This window comes from Bradyrhizobium sp. (assembly GCF_036009065.1).
In the GTDB taxonomy this organism is placed as follows: domain Bacteria; phylum Pseudomonadota; class Alphaproteobacteria; order Rhizobiales; family Xanthobacteraceae; genus Bradyrhizobium.
Genome location: NZ_DASYMN010000102.1, coordinates 46,549 through 69,339 on the forward strand (window position 1 = coordinate 46,549; position 22,791 = coordinate 69,339).

Below are 22,791 nucleotides of genomic sequence, written 5' to 3' on the forward strand. Positions count from 1 at the left end.
CGGCCGAAGCCGCAGGTACGCACCTTCTCCGCTATGGAACATACTCGAACGGTAACCCCAGCTGTTTTCCGGTGTGGGAGTCCGGCGTCGACACCACGCTCTCAGCGAGTTCTCGAAGGGACGACATGGCGCCGACCGCGCCGGTAATCCCTCCCGGCGAACCGTCGAAAACATTCTGCAACCCGCGAAGCATGTTCGAGTACGCTTTGTTGAATCCATCCACTTTCGTCCGTTCTGCCGAGCCCACCGGATAGTCTGCCGCCTTCGGGTTATCGGGAATGTCCCAGACGCCTGTCGGATCGAAAATCAGCGGATTGCCTGTATATGAGTACCCGTTTTGCGCGGCCGGATTTACGACCAACTCCGCGCCACGATAAATCCCCTCGAACAGGTAAAAGTGAGCGAACTTGCCGTCCACATCGAGCGGAGTTAAAGTTGTTCCCTCTCCATCCTCGACGACGCGTTTGAGAGCCTTTACGGCCGTTGCTGCATCGGTGATTGCGTAAAGCTGATCCGAAGGAAACGAGTCTTCGTCGACGACCTGACGGCCCGGGTCTCCGGTGAAGATGGCGTCGCCGAGCTGGTCGATCTTCTCGATAATCGACCGGTAGAATTCTCCGATCGTCGCGAACGAGGCGCTAAAGGGAATAATCGTTTCGGGTGCTTCGATCTTCATGAAGACATCGTGAACGAGTTCCACGGAAAACTTCTTGAGACCGACCTGCAAGCTGCCTCCTATGTTCATCGGCAGCGGCCCCGGGTAGACAGGCGCGGCCTTCGGATCGGCAATGAGAGGGCGGCCATCAACCGCATTGAGAACGTTCGCAACGATCGTCATGTGCAGCATCTCTTCCTTGGCTACCTTAAAGATTGTTCTTTTGATTTCTTTATTGGTGCCCGGCATGATGCTGTACACAGCTGTCAAATAAGGCGGGATCGTTGACAGTTCGAGTTCAATGGCTTTTTGCAGCGGTTCATGCAGATCGGCGCCGCTCTTGGCGTTGCGCGCAGCTGCTACATAGACGGGATCGATGCGAAGCATGATTGCCGTGCCCATGGCTGGAGGACCGCTCGGCACATATCCACGAGCTATCGCTCGCGATAGGCGGCCCCTCGCGTTTCGGAACGTGGTCTGAGGTCTGCAACTATATTTTTATGGTGACGATTATAACTTGGCTGTAATTTCTTGCTTTTGAGAATTACCGGAAGGTTCACATAAATCTGCTTTCTCGTCAACCGCAACGCGAACAATAGCGTTAGCTCTCGTGGTCGAGTCCCGGCCTGAGCGCCCATCCGTCAGTTGTGAATGTATCTAAACTTTCTCAGCACTTTGTGCGCTTGGATCCGAGATCGACCGCTTCGTATCTCACTCGCGTTCGCGGGTGCGTACAAATGCCACATCTGAGCACGGGTGCGGCTCGATGCCGACGTCAGCAGCAAACGGGTGGCCACGCGAAGCGATGCAGTAGCGACGAACCCGCCACCAAGATTGCCGGCCTCCACGTGCGGCGGGCTGTTCATCGCACCGCGCTGCCTCACCCCCTCACCGGCGGCGTGCCGTGCGTATGAAACGACTCGATCGTCTTCAGCCCCCACGCCTGCCCCTTCTTGCGCTCTTCCTCGGTCCAGACGATCGGCTTCCAGTCCGGCGCCAGGATGAGACGGGCGCCGGCATTGGCGACTTCGACGCGGTTGCCGCCGGGTTCGTAGACGTAGAGGAAGAAGGTCTGCTGGATAGCGTGCTTGTGCGGGCCGGTCTCGATGTAGACGCCGTTTTCCAGAAAAATGTCGGCGGCGCGCAGGATGTCCTCGCGGCTGTCGAGGGCGTAGGTGACGTGATGGAAACGGCCCGGCGTTTTGAAGTGATCGCGTGAGTAGGCGAAGTCGTAGCTCTTGTTCGACATCGTCATCCACATTGCGGCTTCCGTGCCGTCGTCGAGCACGATCTGCTCGGTCAGGCGGCAGCCGAGATAATTCTGGAAGAAGATGCGGTTGGCCTTGATGTCCACGGCGAGGCAATTGAGGTGATCGAGGCGGCGGACGTTGACGCCGCGCGCAGGAAAACGCTGCGCCTGGTTTTTCAGCGCGGGTTTTAGGTCAGGCGGCGCCTCGTACCATTCGGTCTCATAATACAGCTCGATGATATGGCCGTCCGGGTCGCGGCAACGGAACGCCGGACCATGGCCGATGTCGCCGTCGGTCCAGCCGATCTCGAACTCCGAGCCTTTGAGCGCCGCGACGCGGCGTTGCAGCGCCTGCGGACTGCGCGCACGCAGCGCCATGTGCTCCATGCCTGATGTGTTGGACGCGGTCAGCTTGAGCGAATAGCGCTCGTAGTCGTCCCAGCCACGCAGATAGATCGAGTCTCCCTTGCGGCCGCTGATGGTCATGCCCATCACGTCGACGAAGAATTTGAGGCTCTCGTCCGGTTTCGGCGTCAGCAGCTCCATGTGGCCGAGATGGGCGAGATCGAAAATCGGCTCCGGCTTCATCCGTCCCCCCCTTAAGCTACCGCAGCGTCGGCGTCAGATCGCCGAACAATTCGTCTACCGCCAATTCGCGGGGAATGAGTCCCTGCTGCGCGGTATAGCGAATGATCATCTCCAGCGAGCGGCGCATTTCTTCAACGCTGAACCGCGGCGACGCAGCGGGCGCACGGGCCGCGCTTTGTTGCAGCAGCCGGAACACCTCCTGCACCACATCCGGATGGCTAGTCGAAAGCGCCTCGCTGACCACCACCATATGGTTGATCGGCATCACCTGATGCTTTGCAAACCATGATTTTTCTTCCCTCGCCACATCTGGAAACAGCGGCTTCAGATCCGGATGTTCCAATTTCTCGCCGAGCACCGCGTCGAGTTCGCCCTCCACCAGCATCTGGACGATCTGTTTACCCGGTGGCGCGCGCACCGTAGTGTCACGAAATTCGGCGACATGGGCGTCCTCGAACGTGACCCAGTCGATCGAGTCCAGATCGACGCCATGATCATTGGCAAGGATTCCGCGCAGCCACGCGCCAGTCGTGGTCGTGAACGAGCGGATGCCGATGCGCTTGTTGTTGAGGTCGGCAGGCATCAGAGTTCCCGATTTCGCATTGTAGAGCGCGAACGCATGCTGAAACCGCGCCATCACCACGCTCGGCAGCAGCACCATCGGCTTGCCAAAACTCTTCGCCATCAGATAGGTGACGATCGCCATCTCCGCGACATCGAAGGCCTGCTCGCGGACCATCGGCTTAAAACCCTTGTAGGTCGGTGAATAATCCGCGAAATCCAGCGTTACGGAATCCGACTTGATCGATCCGTTCTTCAGCGCGGCGGTGCCGGGATGATCGCCAAGCAATGTCCTTAGCCGCATCGGCACCTGCGGCGTGAAATTGCGCAAAGCGGTCTTTGACATGGCATTCCCTTCTTGCAGGACGCTACCTCATATTCGCCGGCGCGTGTATATGCCACAAGTCGGTGCGCCAATGCAGCGCGATAGTCAGCATCAGCAGCAGCCCGGTGGCCCCATAGAGCGTCGCGGTGGCGACGAATCCGATCTCGCCGATCAGGTTGCCGGCCGCCAGCAGGCCGAGCGGCAGGCTGTAGATCGCCAGCATGCGCACGCCCATCACCCGGCCGCGGAAATGCTCGCTCGCGGTGCGCATCAGGATCACCGCGATCGAGATCATGGCGAGACTCTGCGAGAAGCCGGCCATCATCAGGCACGCGACCGCGGCCGGCATGTTCTGCACATGTGCGAATACCAGCAGCGTCACATACCACAGGATCGTCGCACCGATCATGAGACGGGCGATGCGGATGCCGCCGACCAGGCTCAAGGCAATCGACCCGATCAGCGAGCCGACTGCGAAACTAGCGGACAGATATCCAAGCCCGGTCTGGTTGGTGCCGTAGATGTCGCGCGCGATGTACGGCAGCAACCCGTTGGACAACGGATAGGCGGTCAGGTTGGCGAGGAACGCGATCCAGATCGCAGCCTGCATCCGCGGCGTGGTCCAGACATAGGCGATGCCCTCTTTCAAATCGCGCATCGGCGAACGTCGTATTGCTTCGCTCGCCACCTCATCGATGGGATGCGGTTTTGAGGGTGCAATCACGCGGAGGGTGAGCAACGTGCTTGCGATATAAAGACTGACGATCGCCACGTAGGCCGGTCCCATGCCGAGCGCCGCGAACAATCCGGCGCCGCTCAGCGCGCCGGCGATCCGCGCGGTATCCATCGTGGTGCGGGAGATGCTGATCGCGCCGATCAATTGATGGTGCGGCATGATGGTGGCGACCAGCGCGCCGCGGACGCCAAGATCGGACGGACGAACGAGACCCATCACCGCCACGATGATAAAGACATATAGCGGGGTCAAATAGCCCGCGAACGCGAGCGTCATCAGCGTAATGGCGAGCACGGCATAGGTCGCGCGCATGATCGCGAGCAGATCGCGGTGGCCGATGCGGTCGCCAACCACGCCGAACATCGGCGCGATCAGCGTGCCTATGAAATTGAGCGCCGCGAACAACGTGAGCAGCAGCACCGAGCCGGTCTCGACCAGCACGTACCAACCGAGAATCAGCGTCTCCATCTCGAATGCCCATGACGTGAGCAGATCCGCCGGCCACTGAAAACGGTAGTTGCGTATCCGGAAGGGCGCCAGCGCCGAAGGGCGCGCGAGCTCGCTCAAAACCCAAAGCCGCGATTCATCGCGTTCCACCCTTAGCTGTTTCTTGTTGTTCCAAGAACGGATTTGCCCGCGATGGAAGTTGTTTCCTGAAAGTGGATACAGCGCTGATATCGCTTATGTCAATTACGATAGGCGGTCACGATCAATCGCGTCGTTACCTGCGGTGCTATCTATTCAGGTCGAGATACAGCGCCAGCTGACGTCAGGAACCGCGCTGACCACAGCCTGATGCCCTCAGCCAACAAAGATGCGTTCAACTAACCAGTAGGTGCCGACCAGAGCGACAGCCAGCGAGACGAAGCGCGGGGTCAGCTGCGCGCCGCGTCCGCGTGACAGCCACATCAGCGCTGGCAGGAAGACGGCGACGAAGAGTAGCTGCCCGATCTCGACACCCAGATTAAAACCCACCAGTCCGCGTACCAGCGCGGCCCCCTTCAGGCCGAGTTCGCCAAGTGCGGAAGCAAACCCCAGGCCATGCACAAGGCCGAAACCGAAGCTCCAAATCCACCGCCTCCGGTCTGGCTCGGACCCGAAAAGATTTTCCAGCGCGACCCAGACGATCGTCGCCGCGATCAGCGGTTCGATGATGCGGTCAGGTATCGTCACGATGCCCAGCGCGCCCACGGTCAGCGTCACGCTGTGAGCCAGGGTGAATGCCGTGACGATGCGCACCACCGACCACAGGCCTCGCGCAGTAGCGAGCAGCACCGCCAGGAATAGCAGATGGTCATAGCCGGTGAGGATGTGCTCGACACCGAGCCTGACGAAGTCGAGCCAGCTCGTCGCGGCCGTGCGGTCGATGTCCACGCTTGCGGTCTTCGACGCCTCCCCGAAGGTCACTTGGCGCTCGCCGCTGGTCGTGCGGAGATTGCCGAGGGTCTGGTAATGCTCGCCCAGAAAGGCGCTCCAGTCTTCGGCGATGTCGAGGCGGCCATGTGTGGCGTCGCAGGTAAAGTCGATCTCGATCGTTGAACGCGTCTCGTTTGCGCCGGCGCCGCCGATGCGCACCCGCCCCGTGCGACAGCGGACGCCGGCGAGGCCGATCGTGACGCTGCTGCGCGCCGCTTCGGCAATCGTCTCCGCCGCTGCGCGGTCGCCGTTGGCTGCAGCGATGAGGATGCTCGCCGACGCGGCCGGAAGCTCGGGCAAGGCGACAGAAAGCGCATAGCGCACGCGACCGGCTGCGACTTCGATGCGCAGCAATCCCGTCGTGGTCACATGTGCAAGCGCGCCGCCGCAGCAAATGAGCGCCAGCCAGACTGCCGCCCATTGCATGAGCCTCGCCGTCACGGCGCTCCTCCCGTCCGCTCCCATTCTTCAGCCACGAAGGCCGGCAGCAGCACGATCTGCAAACTTCCGTCAATCCTCGCATAGTGCGACAAGCCCATCAGATTGGTGACGCCGAACGAAATGGCGAACACCGAAGCGTCGGGTCCGCTCAGGGTAATGCGCAGCCGGGGCGGAGCGAGGCCGAATTGCGCGGCGCCGGCCCGATCGACGTCCGCCTCGGTCAGGACGCGGTCGGGCCCCGAATTGCGCAGCAGCTTGAGCGCGCTGTCGAGGCGCGCCTCGAAACCCGCGGTGGCTGTCCCCTGCGTCGGGCGCCAGCCGTCCTGCGTGCGCACGAAATGCCAATGGCCGCGCGGGGTGGCGAGATCGACCTCCCGCACCTCCTCGATCGGGATCGTCATCAGTCCCTTCGGTACGAACGGCTCAAGCCCCGGGCCGCTGCGACCGCCGGTAAACGCCAGCGTCACCAGAAAGGCCGTGGCGCCGAGCGCAGCAGCGGCCCAGGCCAGCCTGTTCATCGGCGCCACCACCACATCGCGCTGCCGGCGAGCGCTATCAGTCCGGGCATTAGCAGGACCGTGATGAAGAAAATGCCGCGCATCTGTTCGCCGGTGAGCGATACGGTGGGAAGCACTTCGACAGGCGGTTTCATGGACGGCGCCCTTTCCTCACGCGCGAGCCACGCGAGTTCCGCCAGCACGGCGTCGGAATTGGCCAAATAGGGAAAGAAGGAATTGGAGGCGAAATCGGCGTCGCCCGCGACAATGATGCGGAAGGGCGTTGCCACCGACTCGTTCAACCGTCCCTCCGCGGCGACAGCGATGATCTGCGATGCGCGCGGCCCGGACTTCGCCTTCGATTGGTCCCCGAGACGATTTGCGATGACGTAACTGTCGGCACTGCTGCTGGCGAGCGGCATCACCTGCACGCCCGGCGCGGGTAAGACCTCCAGCGGACGCGCGCCGGGATAGAACGAGAGCGCCAGTCCCCGGGTGGCAGGATGAGGGCCGTAGCGCGCTACGGCGATCATCTGCTCGTCGGTGAAATAGTGCTCCATCGGATCGACGATCACACCGTCGCGCGCGGCGATGCCGGCGCCGGCAAGCAGGGCCGCGAGGCTGTCGTCGACCGCGTAGTCGGGCTCGATCAAGAACATTGCAGAGCCACCGCGCTCCAGATAGCCGCGCAGCACGTCGGTCTCGCCAGGGCTGTAGCGGGTCCGCGGATTAGCTTCGACAATCACGGCGCAATCATCCGGGATCGGCTGCCCGGTGGCGAAAGCGACCTTGCGGGCGACCAGGCCCAGCTTCTCAATGGCGCGTCGCAGACGGCCGAGACCGTGCTGCTCCATCTGCACGACACCGGTGCTGGAGACGTCGTGGCTATGATTGTGCGCGCCTTCGAAATGCGTGTGAAATTCGAAATTGTCGATGTCGTATTCGCCGTGACCCGCCGCAAAGCAGACCACGACCTGGCGTCTCCGCAGCAGCCGCAACAAGCCGAGCGCGATCTCGCGATCGTCCGTGGTGATCACTTCAACACGGCGGTCACCGAGGCGTAGCACGGCGGAATTGTAGGTCCGTACGCCCAGGCTGCTGGCCAGTGCCGGGTTCTGGTCGGCGTCAATCAGCTGCACGCGGAAATTCAGATTCTGTCGCTCCAATTGCCGCAGCATTGCGCCGAGTGCGCGCGCAGCCAGGTTCTGCTTCTGGTAGAAATAGGCGATCTCGACCTGTTCGCTGAGCCCGCGCACGACCTCGCGCACCTCCACCGACGGAGTGAAGGCTTTTTCGTGCGTGAGGTCGAGGTGCGCGTCGTGGCGAAACAGCGCCAGATTGGCGAGAATCGCGACCGTCAGGGCGGCGGCGGCAACAAGTGTGGCGGACGCGACGCGGCTGGCGAAGGCCAGCCTCGCCGGCACTTTCAATCCGGCCACAAAGAGCAGCACAAGCGCGAATACGACTCCGGCAAACCAGCCGAGATTGATCCAGTCGAGCGATTGCAGCGACTGCAGGAGAGAGTGAAGAAAGCTGGCGTCCTCGGCCGGCAGGTCCTTGAAACCTTGCTGGTCGGTCATCGCTGCGCAAGTCCCCAAGTGGTTAGGAAAAGCGCCAGCATGCTCGCGGTGACGAAATAGCCGATGTCCGACAGGAACACCGAACCGCTGACCATCGGTTTGAAGTGGCCGATCAAAGAGAGGTTGATAGCCAAGCTATCGAATGGGGGCGGCAGAAGATAGGACACCGAATCCGCGAACCAAAGCATCAGGAAGGTGCCGATCGACAGCGCCGCGGCGACCACCTGGTTCTCGGTGATGCTCGACATCAGAAGGCCGACCGCGACCAGCAGCGAGGCGTGAAGTACCAGCGCCAGATAGCCCGCATAGATCGGCCCCCAGTCCGGCTCGCCGTAGCGGTCGAGGATGACGGCGTAGACCAGCGTCAGCGCGAAAATTCCGATCACCAGCGTCAGCGTAGCGGCGTATTTCGCCAGCACGACCGAAAGTTCCCGAACCGGCGCGGTGAGCAGCAGTTCGAGCGTCTCCGATCGCCGCTCTTCGGCGAAGGTGCGCATCGTCAGCACCGGCACCAGGAGGATCGACAGCACGTACATCTGGTGAAAGATGTATTGGAGGTTCGCGACCTTGGTGACGAATAGCGTCAGGCTGAACGTATAGCCGAGCACAAGCAGGAATACCGCCGCAACCGTATAGCCGATCGGCGACGTCAGCGTCGCGTTCAGCTCCTTGGCGAAGAGGATGCGCAGCGTTCTCATGTCAGCGACAAAAACCAGCCTTCGAGATCCGGGGTGTCGGCCATTGCCCGGACGCCGAGCAACCGACCGTTAAGCAGCACCGCCACCCGGTCGCAGGTCTTCTCCATCTCGCTGAGTATATGCGAACTCATGAGCACCGTGTGGCGCCCGGCAAGCGAGCGGATCAGCTCCCTCATTTCGATGATCTGGCGCGGATCAAGCCCGTTGGTCGGCTCATCGAGGATAAGGATGTCGGGATCGTGGATCAGCGCCTGGGCAAGGGCAGCCCGCTGACGGTAGCCGCGCGACAGGGCGCGCGTAGGCTTGTCCACGACAGCGCCCAACGCGAGTCGGTCGACGACCCGCTCCACGGCGGTGGCGACCGCCGGTTCAGGCAGCCCGCGAAGCCGCGCCATGAATGCGAGGAATTCGCCGACGCGCATCTGCCGATAGAGAGGGGCTGATTCGGGCACATATCCGATACGCCGGCGCACCGCGAGCGAATCGCGCACAGCGTCCAGCCCTGCCACCGTGAGCCGCCCCGCGGAAGGCAACAGATAGCCGGCGAGCAGCCGCATGAAAGTGGTCTTGCCGGAGCCGTTCGGCCCCAAGAGGCCGAATACCTCACCGCAGCGAATGTCGAGCGAGAGTCGGTCGAGCGCCGTCACCGAGCCGTAGCGTTTGCTTACGTTGACAGCCGAGATGGCCGGAGCGTCCGTCGTTCGGGCCCGGGCATCGTCCGGCGGCGCCGCGTCGATTGACGAGATGATCATGCAGCGCCCCAAAAAAGCAGCACCGGCCCCTGCAAGACAAGCTTCCTGCTACATCGCCCCGGCGGGCTCGCCTGGAGATCTGGTGCGGGCGCCCCTCGGAGAGCCCGCGCCGGTTCAGCTCTCAATCATAGAAATCGGGCGCTTGCTTCGTCGCTTTGAAGATCTCCGGATCGTGTCCGTAGAAAATCTGCGCATTGTTGGCGTCGCGCACCAGCCGAATGCGCTGGTAGCTGCGATAGGCGTCGCCCGGATTCTGTGTTCCCGGCATGGGCGGAATGAGATTCTTGTCGAGGTTTTCCTTGAGATAGACAACGTCGCTGGTGAGGATTACCGAGCCGGTCTTGGGCAGCTTCACGGTCACGAACTGGCTGCCAGGGGTATGGCCAGGACCACGCATAATGCGCACCGAGCCGTCGTCGAACAAGTCCAGGTCGCCATTGAGGCGGATGATGTTCATCTTCTTCGTGTCGGCAAAATCGCCCGGAATGTAATAGACGGAGAAGCCGACATCGGGCCACCAGGCAGCCTTCAGCTCATCTTCCTGGACGACGAGGGTCGAATTCGGAAACTGACCAACATTTCCGCCGTGATCGAGGTGCAAGTGACCGGCGACCACGTATTTAATGTCATCGGTCTTGAGGCCAATCTTGGCCAGCTGCGCCGGGATCGCGTCATCCTTCGTCATCTTGAGGCCAAAGCCCTTGGCGAGCGGTCCCCACCATCCCTCGGCGTCGGTTATCGTCTTGTCGTTGTTTCCGGTGTCGATAATGACGTTGCCCTTGGGATGTTTGAGCACGTAGAAGCTCACCGGCGCCCAGTCGATATTGCCTTGCCCGCCCATCTGCAGGGCGGCCTTCGGGAACCCCCCCAACGAGCCGGATGTGAAGACATAAAGTTTCGGCCCTTCTTGTGCGGCGGCCGGCGCAGTGGCGCTCGCCGCAAGGCCGAGCGCGATAGCTAGACTCACGGCAATATGCTTCGTCGTCATAGCGTTTTCCTTCCTTCGCCTTCGTTTTTCCGGGCTCTCTGTAGGCACAAAGCCCCGCCCGACGCGGTCGAGGCCAAGTACCCAAGAATAGATTGAGCGCCCCGGCAAATGCAAGTTGTGAATGGTCTTCTACGTGGAACGGCTTGGCCATCGCCGGCATCACGAATTATCCGAGCAGACGCTCAGCGGGCTTAGACGCCCTGGACGCGGCTCGACCAGCACGGCGGCGAATTTCCTTTGAAGCAGCGATATAACTGATTTGGATATCTGACCTGCATTTTGGGGCCGGATACATAAAAAGCGCACTTCGTTGGAGAAATACTCTCTCTTGTTGGGACAAGATTTACAGGCGCGGCGGCTACCAACGCCAGCCTCACATAGCCGGACGGCTTGCTTGCAGACCGGACTCCCGTCCCCGGTTGGTAAACGAGGGATTAAGCCGGGGCCGATGTTCCGTACCGGCAAACCGGCCGGAAATGCCGATTTACCCATTAAACGCAGGTGAAATAACCCCCGCGATCGCCGGCCGCCAGAATCCCGCGCGAATATGTCTGGGTTTTGACGGTCTTCGAAGTCCGCGGCTTAACAATTTCTCCAATAAACCCCTGCATAGTCGGGCAAACAAAGGGCGCGGCGACGCGAATTTCAGACATGTCAATTTCAACGGCTTCGGCAACCTTCGGGCGCGTGATTTCGGTCCGCGGTTCCCTTGCGCGAGTCGGCCTGCTGGCGGCGAGCCAGATGAACCACACCGAAGTGCGGGCAACCGTCGGCCGTTTCGTCAGCATCCGCTGCTCGAATTCCACGATCGTCGCGATGATCACCGAAGTTTCCTGCGAAAATCTGCCGACCTCCGACATCTACATCGCCAGCGCCTCGGTCGACCTGCTCGGCGAAATCCTCGGTGGCCCGGTACGGCCCAAATTTCAGCGTGGCGTCACCAACTATCCGACCATCGGCGACACCGTCGACCTCATCACCAATCAGGAACTGCGAACCGTCTACGCACCGTCGGGGTCGGATCAGATCAACGTCGGGACCTTGCAGCAGGACCAGTCCGTGATTGCCTATGTCGACGTCGAGGAAATGCTCAGCAAGCATTTTGCCGTGCTCGGCTCGACCGGCGTCGGCAAATCCAGCGGCGTATCGCTGCTGCTGAATGAAATTTTGCGCGCCCGGCCGAACCTGCGCATCTTCCTGCTCGACGTTCACAACGAATATGGCCGCTGCTTCGGCGACCGTTCCCTCGTTCTCAACCCGCGCAATCTGAAGCTGCCGTTCTGGCTGTTCAATTTCGAAGAGATCGTGGACGTGCTGTTCGCCGGCCGGCCCGGTGTGCCGGAGGAACTGGATATCCTTGCCGAAGTCATCCCGATGGCGAAGGGAATCTATACGCAGTACCAGAACGCCGACCGGGTGGGACTGAAGCGGATCGATCCCAAAAGCATCGGCTATACTGCGGATACGCCGGTTCCATACCGTCTGGTCGATCTGATTTCGCTGATCGACGAACGCATGGGCAAGCTGGAAAACCGCTCGTCGCGCATCATCTATCACAAGCTGATTTCGCGCATCGAGACGGTGCGCAACGATCCGCGCTACGCCTTCATGTTCGACAACGCCAATGTCGGCGGCGATACCATGGCGGAAGTCATCAGCCACCTGTTCCGGTTGCCTGCCAACGGCCGGCCGATGACCATCATGCAGCTCGCGGGCTTCCCCGCTGAAGTCGTCGACTCCGTGGTGTCGGTGCTGTGCCGGATGGCGTTCGATTTCGGGTTGTGGAGCGACGGCGTTTCGCCGCTGCTGTTCGTCTGCGAGGAAGCGCATCGTTACGCCTCGGCGGACCGCAATATCGGTTTCGGGCCGACCCGCAAGGCGGTATCGCGCATCGCCAAGGAAGGCCGCAAATACGGCGTGTATCTCGGCCTCGTGACGCAGCGTCCTGCGGAACTCGACGCGACCATCATTTCACAATGCAACACCCTGTTCGCGATGCGTCTTGCGAACGATCGGGACCAGGCACTGTTGCGCTCGGCGGTTTCGGACGCCGCGGCAAACCTGCTGTCGTTCGTGCCCTCGCTCGGAACCCGCGAAGTGCTCGCATTCGGTGAAGGCGTGGCGCTGCCGACCAGGTTGCGCTTCAAGGAGGTCCCGGCGCATCAACTCCCGCGCAGCGAAGCCGCAATTTCAACCGTGCCGTCGGTCGCCGCCGGTCACGACATGCATTTCGTCAGCGCCGTGCTGGAGCGCTGGCGCGGAGCCACCTCGCATCGCGACGTGCCGAACGATCCCGGCATCACCGAGCGGCCGGCTGCACGCACGGTGGAAGCACCGATGCTGCAGCCGTCGATGGGTCTCGACCCCGACCGCTTCTCGCTTCTCAAAAAGCCGCTGCGCTAACCGTCCGAAGCAATCTTCGGCGCCGCGCGACTGTTGCGTGGTCGCGCTTTCCGTTGCGACCATCATCGATTATGATCGCGGGCGAGTGCATCCGCCGCTCGAACCGGACCGTTCTGATGTCGCAGCCCACGCCTAAGCGCTTCCCGATACCTGCCCTCGACAAGCTTCCGGACGATATTCGCGACCGCATTCTGGCGGTGCAGGAAAAATCCGGCTTCGTTCCCAATGTCTTTCTCACGCTGGCGTATCGCCCGGATGAGTTTCGCGCGTTCTTTGCCTATCATGATGCCTTGATGGACAAGGACGGCGGCCTGACCAAGGCGGAACGCGAAATGATCGTGGTCGCCACCTCCAGCGCCAATCAATGCCACTACTGCGTCGTCGCGCACGGCGCCATTCTGCGCATCCGTGCGAAGAACCCGCAGATCGCCGACCAGATCGCCATCAACTACCGCAAGGCGGACATCACGCCGCGGCAGCGAGCGATGCTCGATTTCGCCATGAAGGTGAGCGCCGAGGCAGAGAAAATCTCCGAGCAGGATTTCAGCGATATCGCCCGCCACGGTTTCAGCGATGACGACATCTGGGATATCGCCGCGATTTCGGCGTTCTTCGCGCTGTCGAACCGGATGGCCAACCTCACCGGGATGCGCCCGAACGACGAATTTTACATGATGGGCCGTCTGTCGAAGTAGGTCATTTTGGTCAGGATGACCCCGAACAAAAATCCGCGGGCTCCTCGGCAGACGCAGCACTAACCTAGCCGCTCCCAGTCGTTATCGCATTTGTGCCATGCGGACTTTGTTTGTGGGACGTGGCCTCGGAATGCTACAAGGGGTGTCGAATGTCGCGGGATCAGGCAGCGATGAAAAGCCAGCGGCCAGTGATCGAGGATGACGAGCACCGCGTGCTCAAGTTCCGGCCGCGCACCCAGGCCAAGCCGCCGGGCCGGGAGGCTCGTCAGAACGACGTCAGGCCGGAACCCAACGACTTATCGCGCTATGAACGAAGCCGGGAAGAACCGGACGAATTTCGCCATCGCATGCTGGCGAATATGGCGGCGTTCGCCTTCACCGTGGCGCTGACCGCCATCGGTATCTGGCTTGCCATGAGCATCGCGGATCTGCGCAAGACCCAGGATTGCGTGTTGATGGGCCGGCGGGATTGCGCGCACATCTCGTCGCCGCGTTCCTGACGTTTCCGGCGCGGCTGGGGACCCGAAATCGGCCGAAACCGCCATGTTCCGCCGCCATTGAACTCAGGGCGGCGCTCCGATATACGGGCACTCGACACCGCATGGGGGACGGGGCGTTTCCAGGGCACTGCCCTCTCTTCGCGCGCCATCCCGCCATTTATCTTCAATGTATCAAAGGCTTAATGATGTCTTCTACATTCGACAAGATCGCCGACATTATCGCGGAAACCTGCGACATTCCACGGGACACGATAACTCCCGAGAGCCACGCGATCGACGATTTGGGGATCGACAGTCTGGACTTTCTCGACATCGCCTTCGCGATCGACAAGGCGTTCGGGATCAAGCTGCCGCTGGAGAAGTGGACGCAGGAGGTCAACGACGGCAAGGCCACGACGGAGCAGTATTTCGTCCTGAAAAACCTCAGCGAGCGCATCGACGAACTGGTCGCCGCCAAGGGCGCGCAGTCGCCTGACAATGCAACTTGAATACTTTTACCTGATCGACCGTATCGTCGACCTCAACATCGGCGAGAAAACCATCACGGCCGAGGCGCAGGTACCTCAGCAAAACACCATCTTCGAAGGACACTTTCCGGGCTTTCCGCTGATGCCCGGCGTGTTGCTGATCGAGACCATGGCGCAGACGTCAGGATGGCTGCTGGTCGCCCTGATGAAGTTCGAACGCATGCCGTTTCTGGCCGTGGTCAAGGAAGCCAAGATGCGGAGCTTCGTTACTCCCGGCGAACTGCTGAAAATCGATGCCCGCGTGGTCCACGAGGGCTCGGGCTTCACCATTACGGAAGCCAAGATCAGCGTCGGCGGTAAGCCGAGATGCAACGCGACACTCACCTTCCGCCATATTCCCTTCCCCAATCCCGACCTGCGCGGACACATGGACGCGATGGCCAAACGCATCGGCTTTCCCGAAGAGGCGATGCCGCATGGCTGAGCCGAAACCGTCGAACTCGGATGCGGTGGAAGTCTGGATCACCGGCATCGGTATCGCGACCTCGCTCGGCGAAGGGCTCGACGCGCATTGGGATGCGCTGAATGCGCAGCGCGTCAACGTCGACGAAAAGCGCTTCGCGCCCTACATCGTGCATCCCTGGGCGCCCATCAAGCTCGACGCCCAGATCCCGAAAAAGGGCGATCAGCGTCAGATGGAGGCGTGGCAGCGCATCGGCACCTACGCGGCGGGGCTGGCGCTGGATTCGGCCGGAGTCAAAGGCAATCAGGAAATCCTTGGTCGGATGGACATGATCATCGCGGCCGGCGGCGGCGAGCGCGATGTTCCGGTCGATTTGGCCATTCTCAATGGCTACGTGAAGGGCAATTCCTCGCCTGCGTTTCTCAACGAACGGCTGATGAACGATTTGCGGCCGACGCTGTTTCTGGCCCAGCTCTCGAACCTGCTCGCCGGTAACATCGCCATCGTCCACGGTGTGTCGGGGTCGTCGCGCACCTTCATGGGTGAGGAAGCCGCCAGCATCGACGCGGCGCGGATCGCGATGGCACGCATCGCCTCGGGCCAAAGCGATATCGCGCTGATCGGTGCGTCGCATAATGGCGAGCGCTCGGATTTGCTCATCCTCTATGAGTTCGGCGACTACAACCTGAAGGACAAATTTGCTCCGGTTTGGGCGCGGACCGAAAACAGCGGCTTTGCGCTGGGGTCCGCAGGCGCCTTTCTTGTCATCGAATCCAGGGCACACGCGGAAGCGCGCGGTGCAAAGCCTTATGCGCGGCTGACCAACGTGGTTTCCGACCGGGCGCAGCGAAAGCAGCCCGGAGAGGTAACGAGATCTCTGGAAGGACTGTGGTCCAGGCTTGGCATCCTCGATGACAACGGCGCGCTTATCACGGGCGCCACGGGCGTCGACCCTGTTACATCAGAGGAAAAAACCTTCCTGAGCCAGCATCCAGGTTATGCGGTGCGCGCCACGGGAACAATGTTCGGCCACACCCTGGAAACACAGTTTCCGCTGGGCCTTGCGCTTGCGGCGCTTTCAATCTCGCGCGGCAAGCTGTTTCCGCCCAACGATCCGACCGGATTGGAGGTTGAAATGTCCAAGCCGCCGACCCAGATTGTTGTCGCCGGCGCCGGCCATTGGCGAGGCGAAGGCATGGCATTGGTCGAGGCGATCAGGTAGGCGGCGGCGCGGGATCGACGGGGAAATCATGGCAGCATCACGCGATAAATTCGGCAGGCCGATCGTTGTCGTCACCGGCATGGGCATCGTGACATCGCTCGGCACCGGCAAGGACGATAATTGGGCAAAGTTGACAGCGGGCGAGTCCGGAATTCGAACCATCACGCGTTTCCCGATCGACGGCTTGAAAACAACGATGGCCGGAACGATCGATTTTGTAACGGTCGAGCCGTCGTCGTCGACCGCGCTAACCGAAAAACTCGCCGACATGGCCACCGAAGAAGCCGTCGCCCAGTCCGGTATCGGCAGCACGGGCGATTTTCCCGGCCCGCTGTTTCTCGCGGTCGCGCCGGTCGAGGTCGAGTGGCCGCAACGCATTGAGGTGGGACGCGCGGTCGGCAAGACGGACATCAGCATCGACGACGTATTGCGCATCAGCGGCGGTGGCCGGTTCGCACAATATCATCATCGTTTCATGTTCGGCTCGGTCGCGGGTTATCTGGCCGAGGCTTACGGTACCAAGGGTTCGCCGATTTCGCTTTCAACCGCATGCGCATCCGGCGCCACTGCCATCCAGCTTGGCGTGGAGGCCATCCGGCGCGGCGAAACTGACGCGGCGCTTTGTGTGGCTACCGATGGCTCAGTCAATCTGGAGGCGCTGGTCCGGTTTTCGCTGCTGTCGGCGCTGTCGACCCAGAACGATACGCCGCAGGCCGCGTCCAAACCATTCTCGAAGAATCGTGATGGTTTCGTCATGGCGGAAGGCGCCGGGGCGCTGGTGCTCGAAAGCTATGAGGCGGCGGTCGCGCGCGGCGCGACGATTCTCGGCGTCGTTGCCGGCTGCGGGGAACTGACCGATTCGTTCCACCGCACCCGATCGAGCCCGGACGGCAAGCCGATCATCGGCTGCGTCCGCAATGTTCTGGCCGACGCCGGCATGACCGCGGAGCAGATCGACTATATCAATGCTCATGGCACGGCAACGCCCGAAAACGACAAGATGGAATACTTAAGTATTTCCGCTGTGTTCGGCGAGCGCACGTCGAAAATTCCGGTCTCGTCCAACAAATCGATGGTGGGGCACACGATTTCGGCGGCGGGAGCGGTGGAGGCGGTTTTTTCCCTGCTGACGCTTGAGCACCAGCGTATTCCGCCGACCATCAACTACGAAATCCCCGACCCCTCAATCCTGTTCGACGTGGTGCCCAACAAGGCCCGCGACGCGCGCGTTACAGCTGTCATGTCGAACTCGTTCGGTTTCGGCGGCCAGAATGCCTCCTTGGTCCTGACCCGTGAACCAGTCTAACAAGCCTGACGTTTCGCTCTGATGCGTCGCCTTCTGCTCCGCACCAAGGCCGGTATCCGCGACGCCGCCAAACCGCTCGGCGATGCCGCGGTCGGCGCGCTGACCACCGGCCTGCTTCGCACCACGCGCTACTTCGATCCCATCAAGACGGCGAACCTGTTCGGCCGTGTCTCACGCTTCATCGGCCGCAGGCTCCGGGAGGACAAAATCGGCCGCGCCAATCTCACCGCCGCCTTTCCAGAAAAATCGCCAGAAGAGATCGAGACCATCCTTGCAGGCGTGTGGGACAACATCGGCCGCGTCGGCGCCGAATTCGCGCATCTCGACCATATCTGGGAGCACGATCCGGCGCATCCCGAAGACAGCCGCATCGAGATCGAGCCGCGCACCCACGAGCTGTTCGCGCAGCTACGTCTCGACGGCAAGCCGGCGCTGATTTTCGCAAGCCATCTCGGCAACTGGGAACTGCCGGCGCTGGCCGCAGTCGCACACGGGCTTGACGCCGCGATCCTGTATCGCCGCCCCAACATCGCCTCCGCCGACCGCGCCGTTGAGAAGTTGCGGGCGGTCAACATGGGAACGCTGATTCCAGCAGGCCGCGACGCGCCGTTCAAGCTCGCCGAAGCGCTGCAGAAGGGCCAGCACGTCGCCATGCTGGTCGATCAATACCTGACCAATGGCGTCGAGGTGACCTTCTTCGGGCGCAAGACCAAGGCCAATCCCATGATGGCGCGCCTGCTGCGGCAGGTCGAATGCCCGGTTCACGGCGTGCGTATCATCCGCCTCCCCGGCCATCGTTTCCGCGCCGAACTGTCCGAAGAGGTGAAGCCGGTTCGCGATGCCGCGGGGCAAATTGATATTCGAGGGACGATGCAGGCGATCACATCGGTGGTCGAGGGCTGGATCCGCGAGTATCCCGACCAATGGCTATGGCTGCATCGCCGCTGGCGGTAGATCACCTCATCCTGAGGAGCCGCGCGCTTGCGCGGCGTCTCGAAGGATGGCCGCAAACTCCCTCCTCTCATCCTTCGAGACGCGCGCAAGGGCGCGCTCCTCAGGATGAGGCTACCGTCCGATCTTCACTTTGGTCCACAGCCGGTTGATGACGCGCTGCGTCGCCGGATCGCGCGCGGTGATCACGAACAGCTTTTTCAGCGTGGCCTCGTCCGGATAGATGTTCTTGTCATTGAGAATCTTGGGGTTCACCAGCTTCTGGCTCGCGAGGTTGCCATTGGCATAGGACAGAAAATTCGAATTTTTGGCCGCGACATCGGACCGATACAGGTAGTTGATCAACTCGTGGGCCTCGTTGACGTTCTTGGCATCGGCCGGAATTGCGAGATTGTCGAAGAACATCTCCGCGCCTTCCTTCGGAATTGCATAGCCGACCTCGATACCGTTTTTTGCCTCCTCCGCGCGGCTTCGCGCCTGCATGATGTCGCCGGACCAACCAACCACCAGGCAGATTTCTCCGGTAGCCAGTGCGTTCAGATATTCCGATGAGTGAAACTTGCGGACAAACGGTCTGATCTTGACCGCAAGGTCAGCGGCCCGCTCAAGATCGGCCTGCTTCGTCGAATCAGGGTTGAGACCAAGATAGCTCAGCGCCGTCGGCAGAATATCATCGGCGGAATCCAGCATGTGAACGCCGCAATCCTTGAATTTCGCGACATTTTCCGGCTTGAAGATGACCTCCCAGCTGTCGATTCTGGCGTCAGGGCCGAGAATGTTCTGCACCGTTTTCACGTTGTAACCGATGCCGGTGGTGCCCCACATGTAGTTGGCGCCATAGCTGTTGTCGCGATCGTAAACAGCCAGACGCTGGGTGACTTCCGGCCAGGCATTGGCCAAGTTAGGCAGCTTCGACTTGTCGAGCTTCTGGAAGATATTTGCCAAAACCTGCCGCTGCAGAAAATACGCACTCGGCACGACCACGTCATATCCCGATTTTCCCGCCAGCAGCCGGGTCTCCAGCGTCTCGTTGGCGTCGAACGTGTCGTACACGACCTTGATGCCGGTTTCCTTGGTAAAATCCTCCAGCACTCCGGGCGCCATGTAGTTCGACCAGTTATAGAAATTGACCGCGCGCTGCTCTGCCTGCGCCGGCGGCGATGTCAGCGCGCCTAGCAAGGCGGCGACAGCTGCTACCACATGGATGGCGTGAATCTGAACGCGCACCGTGGAGGCTCCAATCTACCTGCGATGCACCGCATCCGACAACCGCTCCAGCGCGGTGTCCAGCGTCGCGTCTTTCTTGGCGAAACAGAACCGCACCACCGAGGTCACGGCATCTTCTTCGTAAAATGCCGACACCGGAATCGCCGCGACCTTGTAGTCAGTCACGATGCGCTTGCAGAACGCTTCGTCGGTTTCGTTGAGGCCGAGCGGCGACAGATCGACGGTGAGAAAATAAGTACCCTGCGATTTCAGGACCGGGAAGCCGATGCTCTCCAGTCCCTTGGTCAGCCGGTCCCTGCTTCGCGCCAGTTCCTTGCGCATCTCGACAAAATACTCGGCCGACTTGCCAAGGCCATAGGCGACGGCGGCCTGGAGATTGGGCGCGGTGGTGAAGGTGAGAAACTGATGCACTTTGGCGGCCACGCGCAACAATGGCGGCGCGGCGCAGACAAAACCGATCTTCCAGCCCGTCAGCGAAAAAATCTTGCCGGCGGAGCCCACCTTGATGGTGCGATCGCGCATTCCCGGAATCGTGATCAGTGGAATGTGCTCGCGGCCATCGAAGGTCACGTGCTCCCAGACTTCGTCGCAGATCGCGATGGTATCGAACTCCTGACAGAATCGCGCCAGCAGCTCGAGGTCTTCGCGCGGATAGACCACCGCGGCGGGATTGAGCGGGTTGTTGAACAGCACCGCCTTGGTCTTGTGATTGAAGACATTGCGCAACATCTCTTCCGTCAAGCGCCAGTGCGGCGGCTCCAGGCGCACCAGACGCGGGCTGCCGCCGGCCTGGCGTATGATCGGCAGATAGGAATCATACACCGGCTGGAACGCCACAACCTCGTCGCCCGGTTCGACGACCGCGAGAATGGCCGATGTCAGCGCTTCCGTGCCACCCGACGTGACCATCACCTCGGTCATCGGGTCGAGGTTGAGGCCATGCCAGCGCCGGTAATGGTCCGCGACCGCCTGACGCAATTCCGGAATGCCCATCATCGACGGATATTGGTTATAGCCATCCATCACCGCGTCGGCAGCTGCGCGCCTGATATCCTCGGGGCCGGGATGGTCGGGAAATCCCTGGCCGAGGTTGATGGCATTATTGTCGCGCGCAAGTTGCGACATCGCCTCGAAAACAGTGACGGGAAGATCCGCAAAAACCTTGTTCATGGACGTCATGGAGCGGTCAGCCGCCAGCGTTGGTTGGCAGGCCGGCGGCCTTCCACGCCAGCATGCCGCCGGCGAGATGCTTGTCGTAGGCAAGGCCATCCGCCTGTGCGGCGAGCGACGCCGCCACCGATCTCTTCCCGGATCGGCAGGCGAAAACCACCTGCTTGCCCAGGGGATTCGGGATGTCCTGCGGGTCGAACCCCGAAAGCGGAACGACGACCGCGTCCGGATAGGCTTCCACCGCCACTTCGTTGGGCTCGCGGACATCGACCAAAAGGTAGCGCCCCTCGGCAATCCCCTTTGACACTTCTTCCGGCGTCAAATCGTGTACCTGATGATCCGCCACTGAAATCCTCCCGACCGTCCCACCATAGCGAGCGAATTCAGCAAAACCCGATGCCGGCATTGCTGCTCCCGGAACGCCAAAGTCACCTCTCGCGCGAGGAAAATCAAGCGCTGGCAACTGCTCCTGGATAACCTAAATCGTGACCTGGGTCCCGACTTCGACCACGCGTCCGGTAGGGATCTGGAAGTAGTCGGTGGCGTCGTTAGCCGAGCGGCTCAGCGCGATGAACAGATGATCCTGCCATTGCGGCATGCCCGATTGCGCCGAAGGTTTTAGCGAGCGTCGCGAGACAAAAAACGACGTCGCCATGATATCGAACTGCCAGCCGAGTTTACGCGCAATCACCAGCGCTTTTGGAACGTTCGGCGATTCCATGAAACCAAAACGCAGCCGCACGGTCGCGAATTTGTCGCTGATGGTCTCCATGCGCACGCGCTCGGTGGGATCCACCCGCGGCGTCTGCGCAGTTTCAATGGTTAGAATGACGTTATGTTCGTGAAGCACCTTGTTGTGCTTCAGATTATGCAGCAGCGCGGTCGGCACGAAACTCGGATCGCTCGTAAGGAATACGGCGGTGCCCTTGACGAAATGGGGCGGACGCTTTTCCAGGCTCTTGATCAGGTCCTTCAGCGGCACCTCGGTGCGCCGCGTCTTGGCAATCAGGATCGCGGCGCCCCGGCGCCAGGTCCAGATCAGGATCGCCATCGCGAGTCCGAACAACAGCGGCACCCATGCGCCCTCGAGCAGCTTCAGCAGATTGGCGCTGAAGAAGGTCATATCGACGACGACAAAGGGAAGGATGACTGCCGCCGCGGCCGCCGCCTTCCAATTCCACAACTTCCAGATCACGACGAAACCCATGATGCCGTCGGCGACCATGGTGGTGGAGACTGCGATGCCATAGGCGGAGGCGAGCCCGCTCGATGAGCGGAACAGCAGCACCAGCAGCAGCACGCCGATCAAGAGCAGCATGTTGACGCGCGGCAGATAGATTTGCCCGGCATGGGTTTCCGACGTGAAGCGGACCTCGAAGCGCGGCAAGAGACCGAGCTGCACGGCTTGGCGGACCAGCGAAAAGGCCCCGGTAATCACCGCCTGACTGGCGATCACGGTCGCCGCCGTAGCCAGCACGATCAGCGGCAGCAGCAGCCCTTCGGGAACCATCCGATAGAACGAATTCTCGATTGCCGCGGGATTGGAAAGCACCAGCGCGCCCTGGCCGAAATAATTGATCAGCAGCGCCGGCAGCACCAAAAAGAACCAGGCCGACTGAATAGGCTTGCGTCCGAAATGGCCGAGGTCGGCATAAAGTGCTTCACCGCCGGTCACCGCGAGAAACACCGCACCTAATGTAACGAGGCCGATCGTGCCATGGGAAAGCAGAAACTGAATCCCGTACCAGGGATTGATCGCTGCGAGGACGGAAGGGTCATCGCTGATGTGGACAAGTCCCATCACGGCAAGAACGCTGAACCATATAACCATCACCGGCCCGAACGCCGTTGCGATCCAGGCGGTGCCGCTGCTCTGCACCGAGAACAGCACGACCAGGATG

General features: G+C 61.3%; 23 protein-coding genes. 8 read left to right on the forward strand and 15 right to left on the reverse strand.

Annotated elements, in window-relative coordinates:
• Positions 1-31: 31 nt before the first annotated feature.
• The 11 genes from VGP39_RS06145 to VGP39_RS06195 all read right to left on the reverse strand — a co-directional run bounded on the left by VGP39_RS06145 (position 32) and on the right by VGP39_RS06195 (position 11,310).
• Positions 32-1,042 (reverse strand): ferritin-like protein, encoded by a 1,011-nt coding sequence (locus VGP39_RS06145; RefSeq protein ID WP_327567212.1) that lies wholly within the window; start codon positions 1,040-1,042, stop codon positions 32-34.
• Between the two features lie 493 nt (positions 1,043-1,535).
• The gene (locus VGP39_RS06150) at positions 1,536-2,492 is read right to left on the reverse strand and encodes a catechol 2,3-dioxygenase (RefSeq protein ID WP_327567213.1); all 957 of its coding nucleotides are present in this window, start codon (positions 2,490-2,492) and stop codon (positions 1,536-1,538) included.
• Between the two features lie 16 nt (positions 2,493-2,508).
• Positions 2,509-3,399, reverse strand: coding sequence for a hypothetical protein (locus VGP39_RS06155; protein WP_327567214.1), 891 nt, complete (start codon positions 3,397-3,399; stop codon positions 2,509-2,511).
• 22 nt (positions 3,400-3,421) lie between these two features.
• Positions 3,422-4,681, reverse strand: coding sequence for an MFS transporter (locus VGP39_RS06160; RefSeq protein ID WP_327567215.1), 1,260 nt, complete (start codon positions 4,679-4,681; stop codon positions 3,422-3,424).
• Positions 4,682-4,915: 234 nt separating this feature from the next.
• Positions 4,916-5,971 carry a HupE/UreJ family protein gene (locus VGP39_RS06165; protein ID WP_327567216.1) on the reverse strand — a complete coding sequence of 352 codons (1,056 nt, stop codon included), beginning with the start codon at positions 5,969-5,971 and terminating at the stop codon, positions 4,916-4,918.
• A complete protein-coding gene (locus VGP39_RS06170; RefSeq protein ID WP_327567217.1) occupies positions 5,968-6,489 on the reverse strand; it encodes a hypothetical protein in 522 nt (173 codons plus the stop codon). Before VGP39_RS06170 ends, VGP39_RS06165 begins: the two co-directional genes overlap by 4 nt.
• Positions 6,486-8,048, reverse strand: a complete 1,563-nt coding sequence (locus tag VGP39_RS06175; protein WP_327567218.1) for a Gldg family protein — start codon at positions 8,046-8,048, stop codon at positions 6,486-6,488. Before VGP39_RS06175 ends, VGP39_RS06170 begins: the two co-directional genes overlap by 4 nt.
• Entirely contained in the window at positions 8,045-8,746 is a 702-nt protein-coding gene (locus tag VGP39_RS06180; protein ID WP_327567219.1) for an ABC transporter permease, read from the reverse strand. The genes VGP39_RS06175 and VGP39_RS06180 overlap by 4 nt, the downstream gene beginning before the upstream one ends.
• A complete protein-coding gene (locus VGP39_RS06185; protein ID WP_327567220.1) occupies positions 8,743-9,498 on the reverse strand; it encodes an ABC transporter ATP-binding protein in 756 nt (251 codons plus the stop codon). Before VGP39_RS06185 ends, VGP39_RS06180 begins: the two co-directional genes overlap by 4 nt.
• A gap of 121 nt (positions 9,499-9,619) precedes the next feature.
• Positions 9,620-10,486 (reverse strand): N-acyl homoserine lactonase family protein, encoded by an 867-nt coding sequence (locus VGP39_RS06190; RefSeq protein ID WP_327567221.1) that lies wholly within the window; start codon positions 10,484-10,486, stop codon positions 9,620-9,622.
• A gap of 491 nt (positions 10,487-10,977) precedes the next feature.
• Entirely contained in the window at positions 10,978-11,310 is a 333-nt protein-coding gene (locus VGP39_RS06195) for a hypothetical protein (protein ID WP_327567236.1), read from the reverse strand.
• Here VGP39_RS06195 and VGP39_RS06200 point away from each other — a divergent pair.
• The 8 genes from VGP39_RS06200 to VGP39_RS06235 all read left to right on the forward strand — a co-directional run bounded on the left by VGP39_RS06200 (position 11,213) and on the right by VGP39_RS06235 (position 18,496).
• Positions 11,213-12,889 (forward strand): ATP-binding protein, encoded by a 1,677-nt coding sequence (locus tag VGP39_RS06200; protein WP_327567232.1) that lies wholly within the window; start codon positions 11,213-11,215, stop codon positions 12,887-12,889. The genes VGP39_RS06195 and VGP39_RS06200 overlap by 98 nt on opposite strands.
• 116 nt (positions 12,890-13,005) lie before the next feature.
• Positions 13,006-13,584: a peroxidase-related enzyme gene (locus VGP39_RS06205; protein ID WP_327567222.1), complete on the forward strand. Its 579-nt coding sequence runs from the start codon at positions 13,006-13,008 to the stop codon at positions 13,582-13,584.
• Positions 13,585-13,754: 170 nt separating this feature from the next.
• Entirely contained in the window at positions 13,755-14,084 is a 330-nt protein-coding gene (locus VGP39_RS06210; protein WP_327567233.1) for a hypothetical protein, read from the forward strand.
• A 185-nt stretch (positions 14,085-14,269) separates the two neighbouring features.
• Positions 14,270-14,572, forward strand: a complete 303-nt coding sequence (locus VGP39_RS06215) for an acyl carrier protein (protein WP_327567223.1) — start codon at positions 14,270-14,272, stop codon at positions 14,570-14,572.
• Positions 14,562-15,035, forward strand: a complete 474-nt coding sequence (locus tag VGP39_RS06220; protein WP_327567224.1) for a 3-hydroxyacyl-ACP dehydratase FabZ family protein — start codon at positions 14,562-14,564, stop codon at positions 15,033-15,035. The genes VGP39_RS06215 and VGP39_RS06220 overlap by 11 nt, the downstream gene beginning before the upstream one ends.
• Positions 15,028-16,236, forward strand: a complete 1,209-nt coding sequence (locus VGP39_RS06225) for a beta-ketoacyl-ACP synthase (protein ID WP_327567225.1) — start codon at positions 15,028-15,030, stop codon at positions 16,234-16,236. The genes VGP39_RS06220 and VGP39_RS06225 overlap by 8 nt, the downstream gene beginning before the upstream one ends.
• Before the next feature lie 28 nt (positions 16,237-16,264).
• Entirely contained in the window at positions 16,265-17,542 is a 1,278-nt protein-coding gene (locus tag VGP39_RS06230; RefSeq protein ID WP_327567226.1) for a beta-ketoacyl-ACP synthase, read from the forward strand.
• Between the two features lie 21 nt (positions 17,543-17,563).
• Positions 17,564-18,496, forward strand: a complete 933-nt coding sequence (locus tag VGP39_RS06235) for a lipid A biosynthesis lauroyl acyltransferase (protein WP_327567227.1) — start codon at positions 17,564-17,566, stop codon at positions 18,494-18,496.
• 111 nt (positions 18,497-18,607) lie between these two features.
• Here VGP39_RS06235 and VGP39_RS06240 read toward each other — a convergent pair whose 3' ends face one another.
• The 4 genes from VGP39_RS06240 to VGP39_RS06255 form a co-directional block, all read right to left on the reverse strand.
• Entirely contained in the window at positions 18,608-19,699 is a 1,092-nt protein-coding gene (locus VGP39_RS06240; RefSeq protein ID WP_327567234.1) for a polyamine ABC transporter substrate-binding protein, read from the reverse strand.
• 36 nt (positions 19,700-19,735) lie between these two features.
• Positions 19,736-20,899 (reverse strand): aminotransferase, encoded by a 1,164-nt coding sequence (locus VGP39_RS06245; protein ID WP_327567228.1) that lies wholly within the window; start codon positions 20,897-20,899, stop codon positions 19,736-19,738.
• A gap of 7 nt (positions 20,900-20,906) precedes the next feature.
• The gene (locus tag VGP39_RS06250) at positions 20,907-21,236 is read right to left on the reverse strand and encodes a rhodanese-like domain-containing protein (protein WP_327567235.1); all 330 of its coding nucleotides are present in this window, start codon (positions 21,234-21,236) and stop codon (positions 20,907-20,909) included.
• Between the two features lie 132 nt (positions 21,237-21,368).
• Positions 21,369-22,791 (reverse strand): potassium transporter Kup (locus VGP39_RS06255; RefSeq protein ID WP_327567229.1); only part of this gene is annotated, 1,423 nt, incomplete at its 5' end.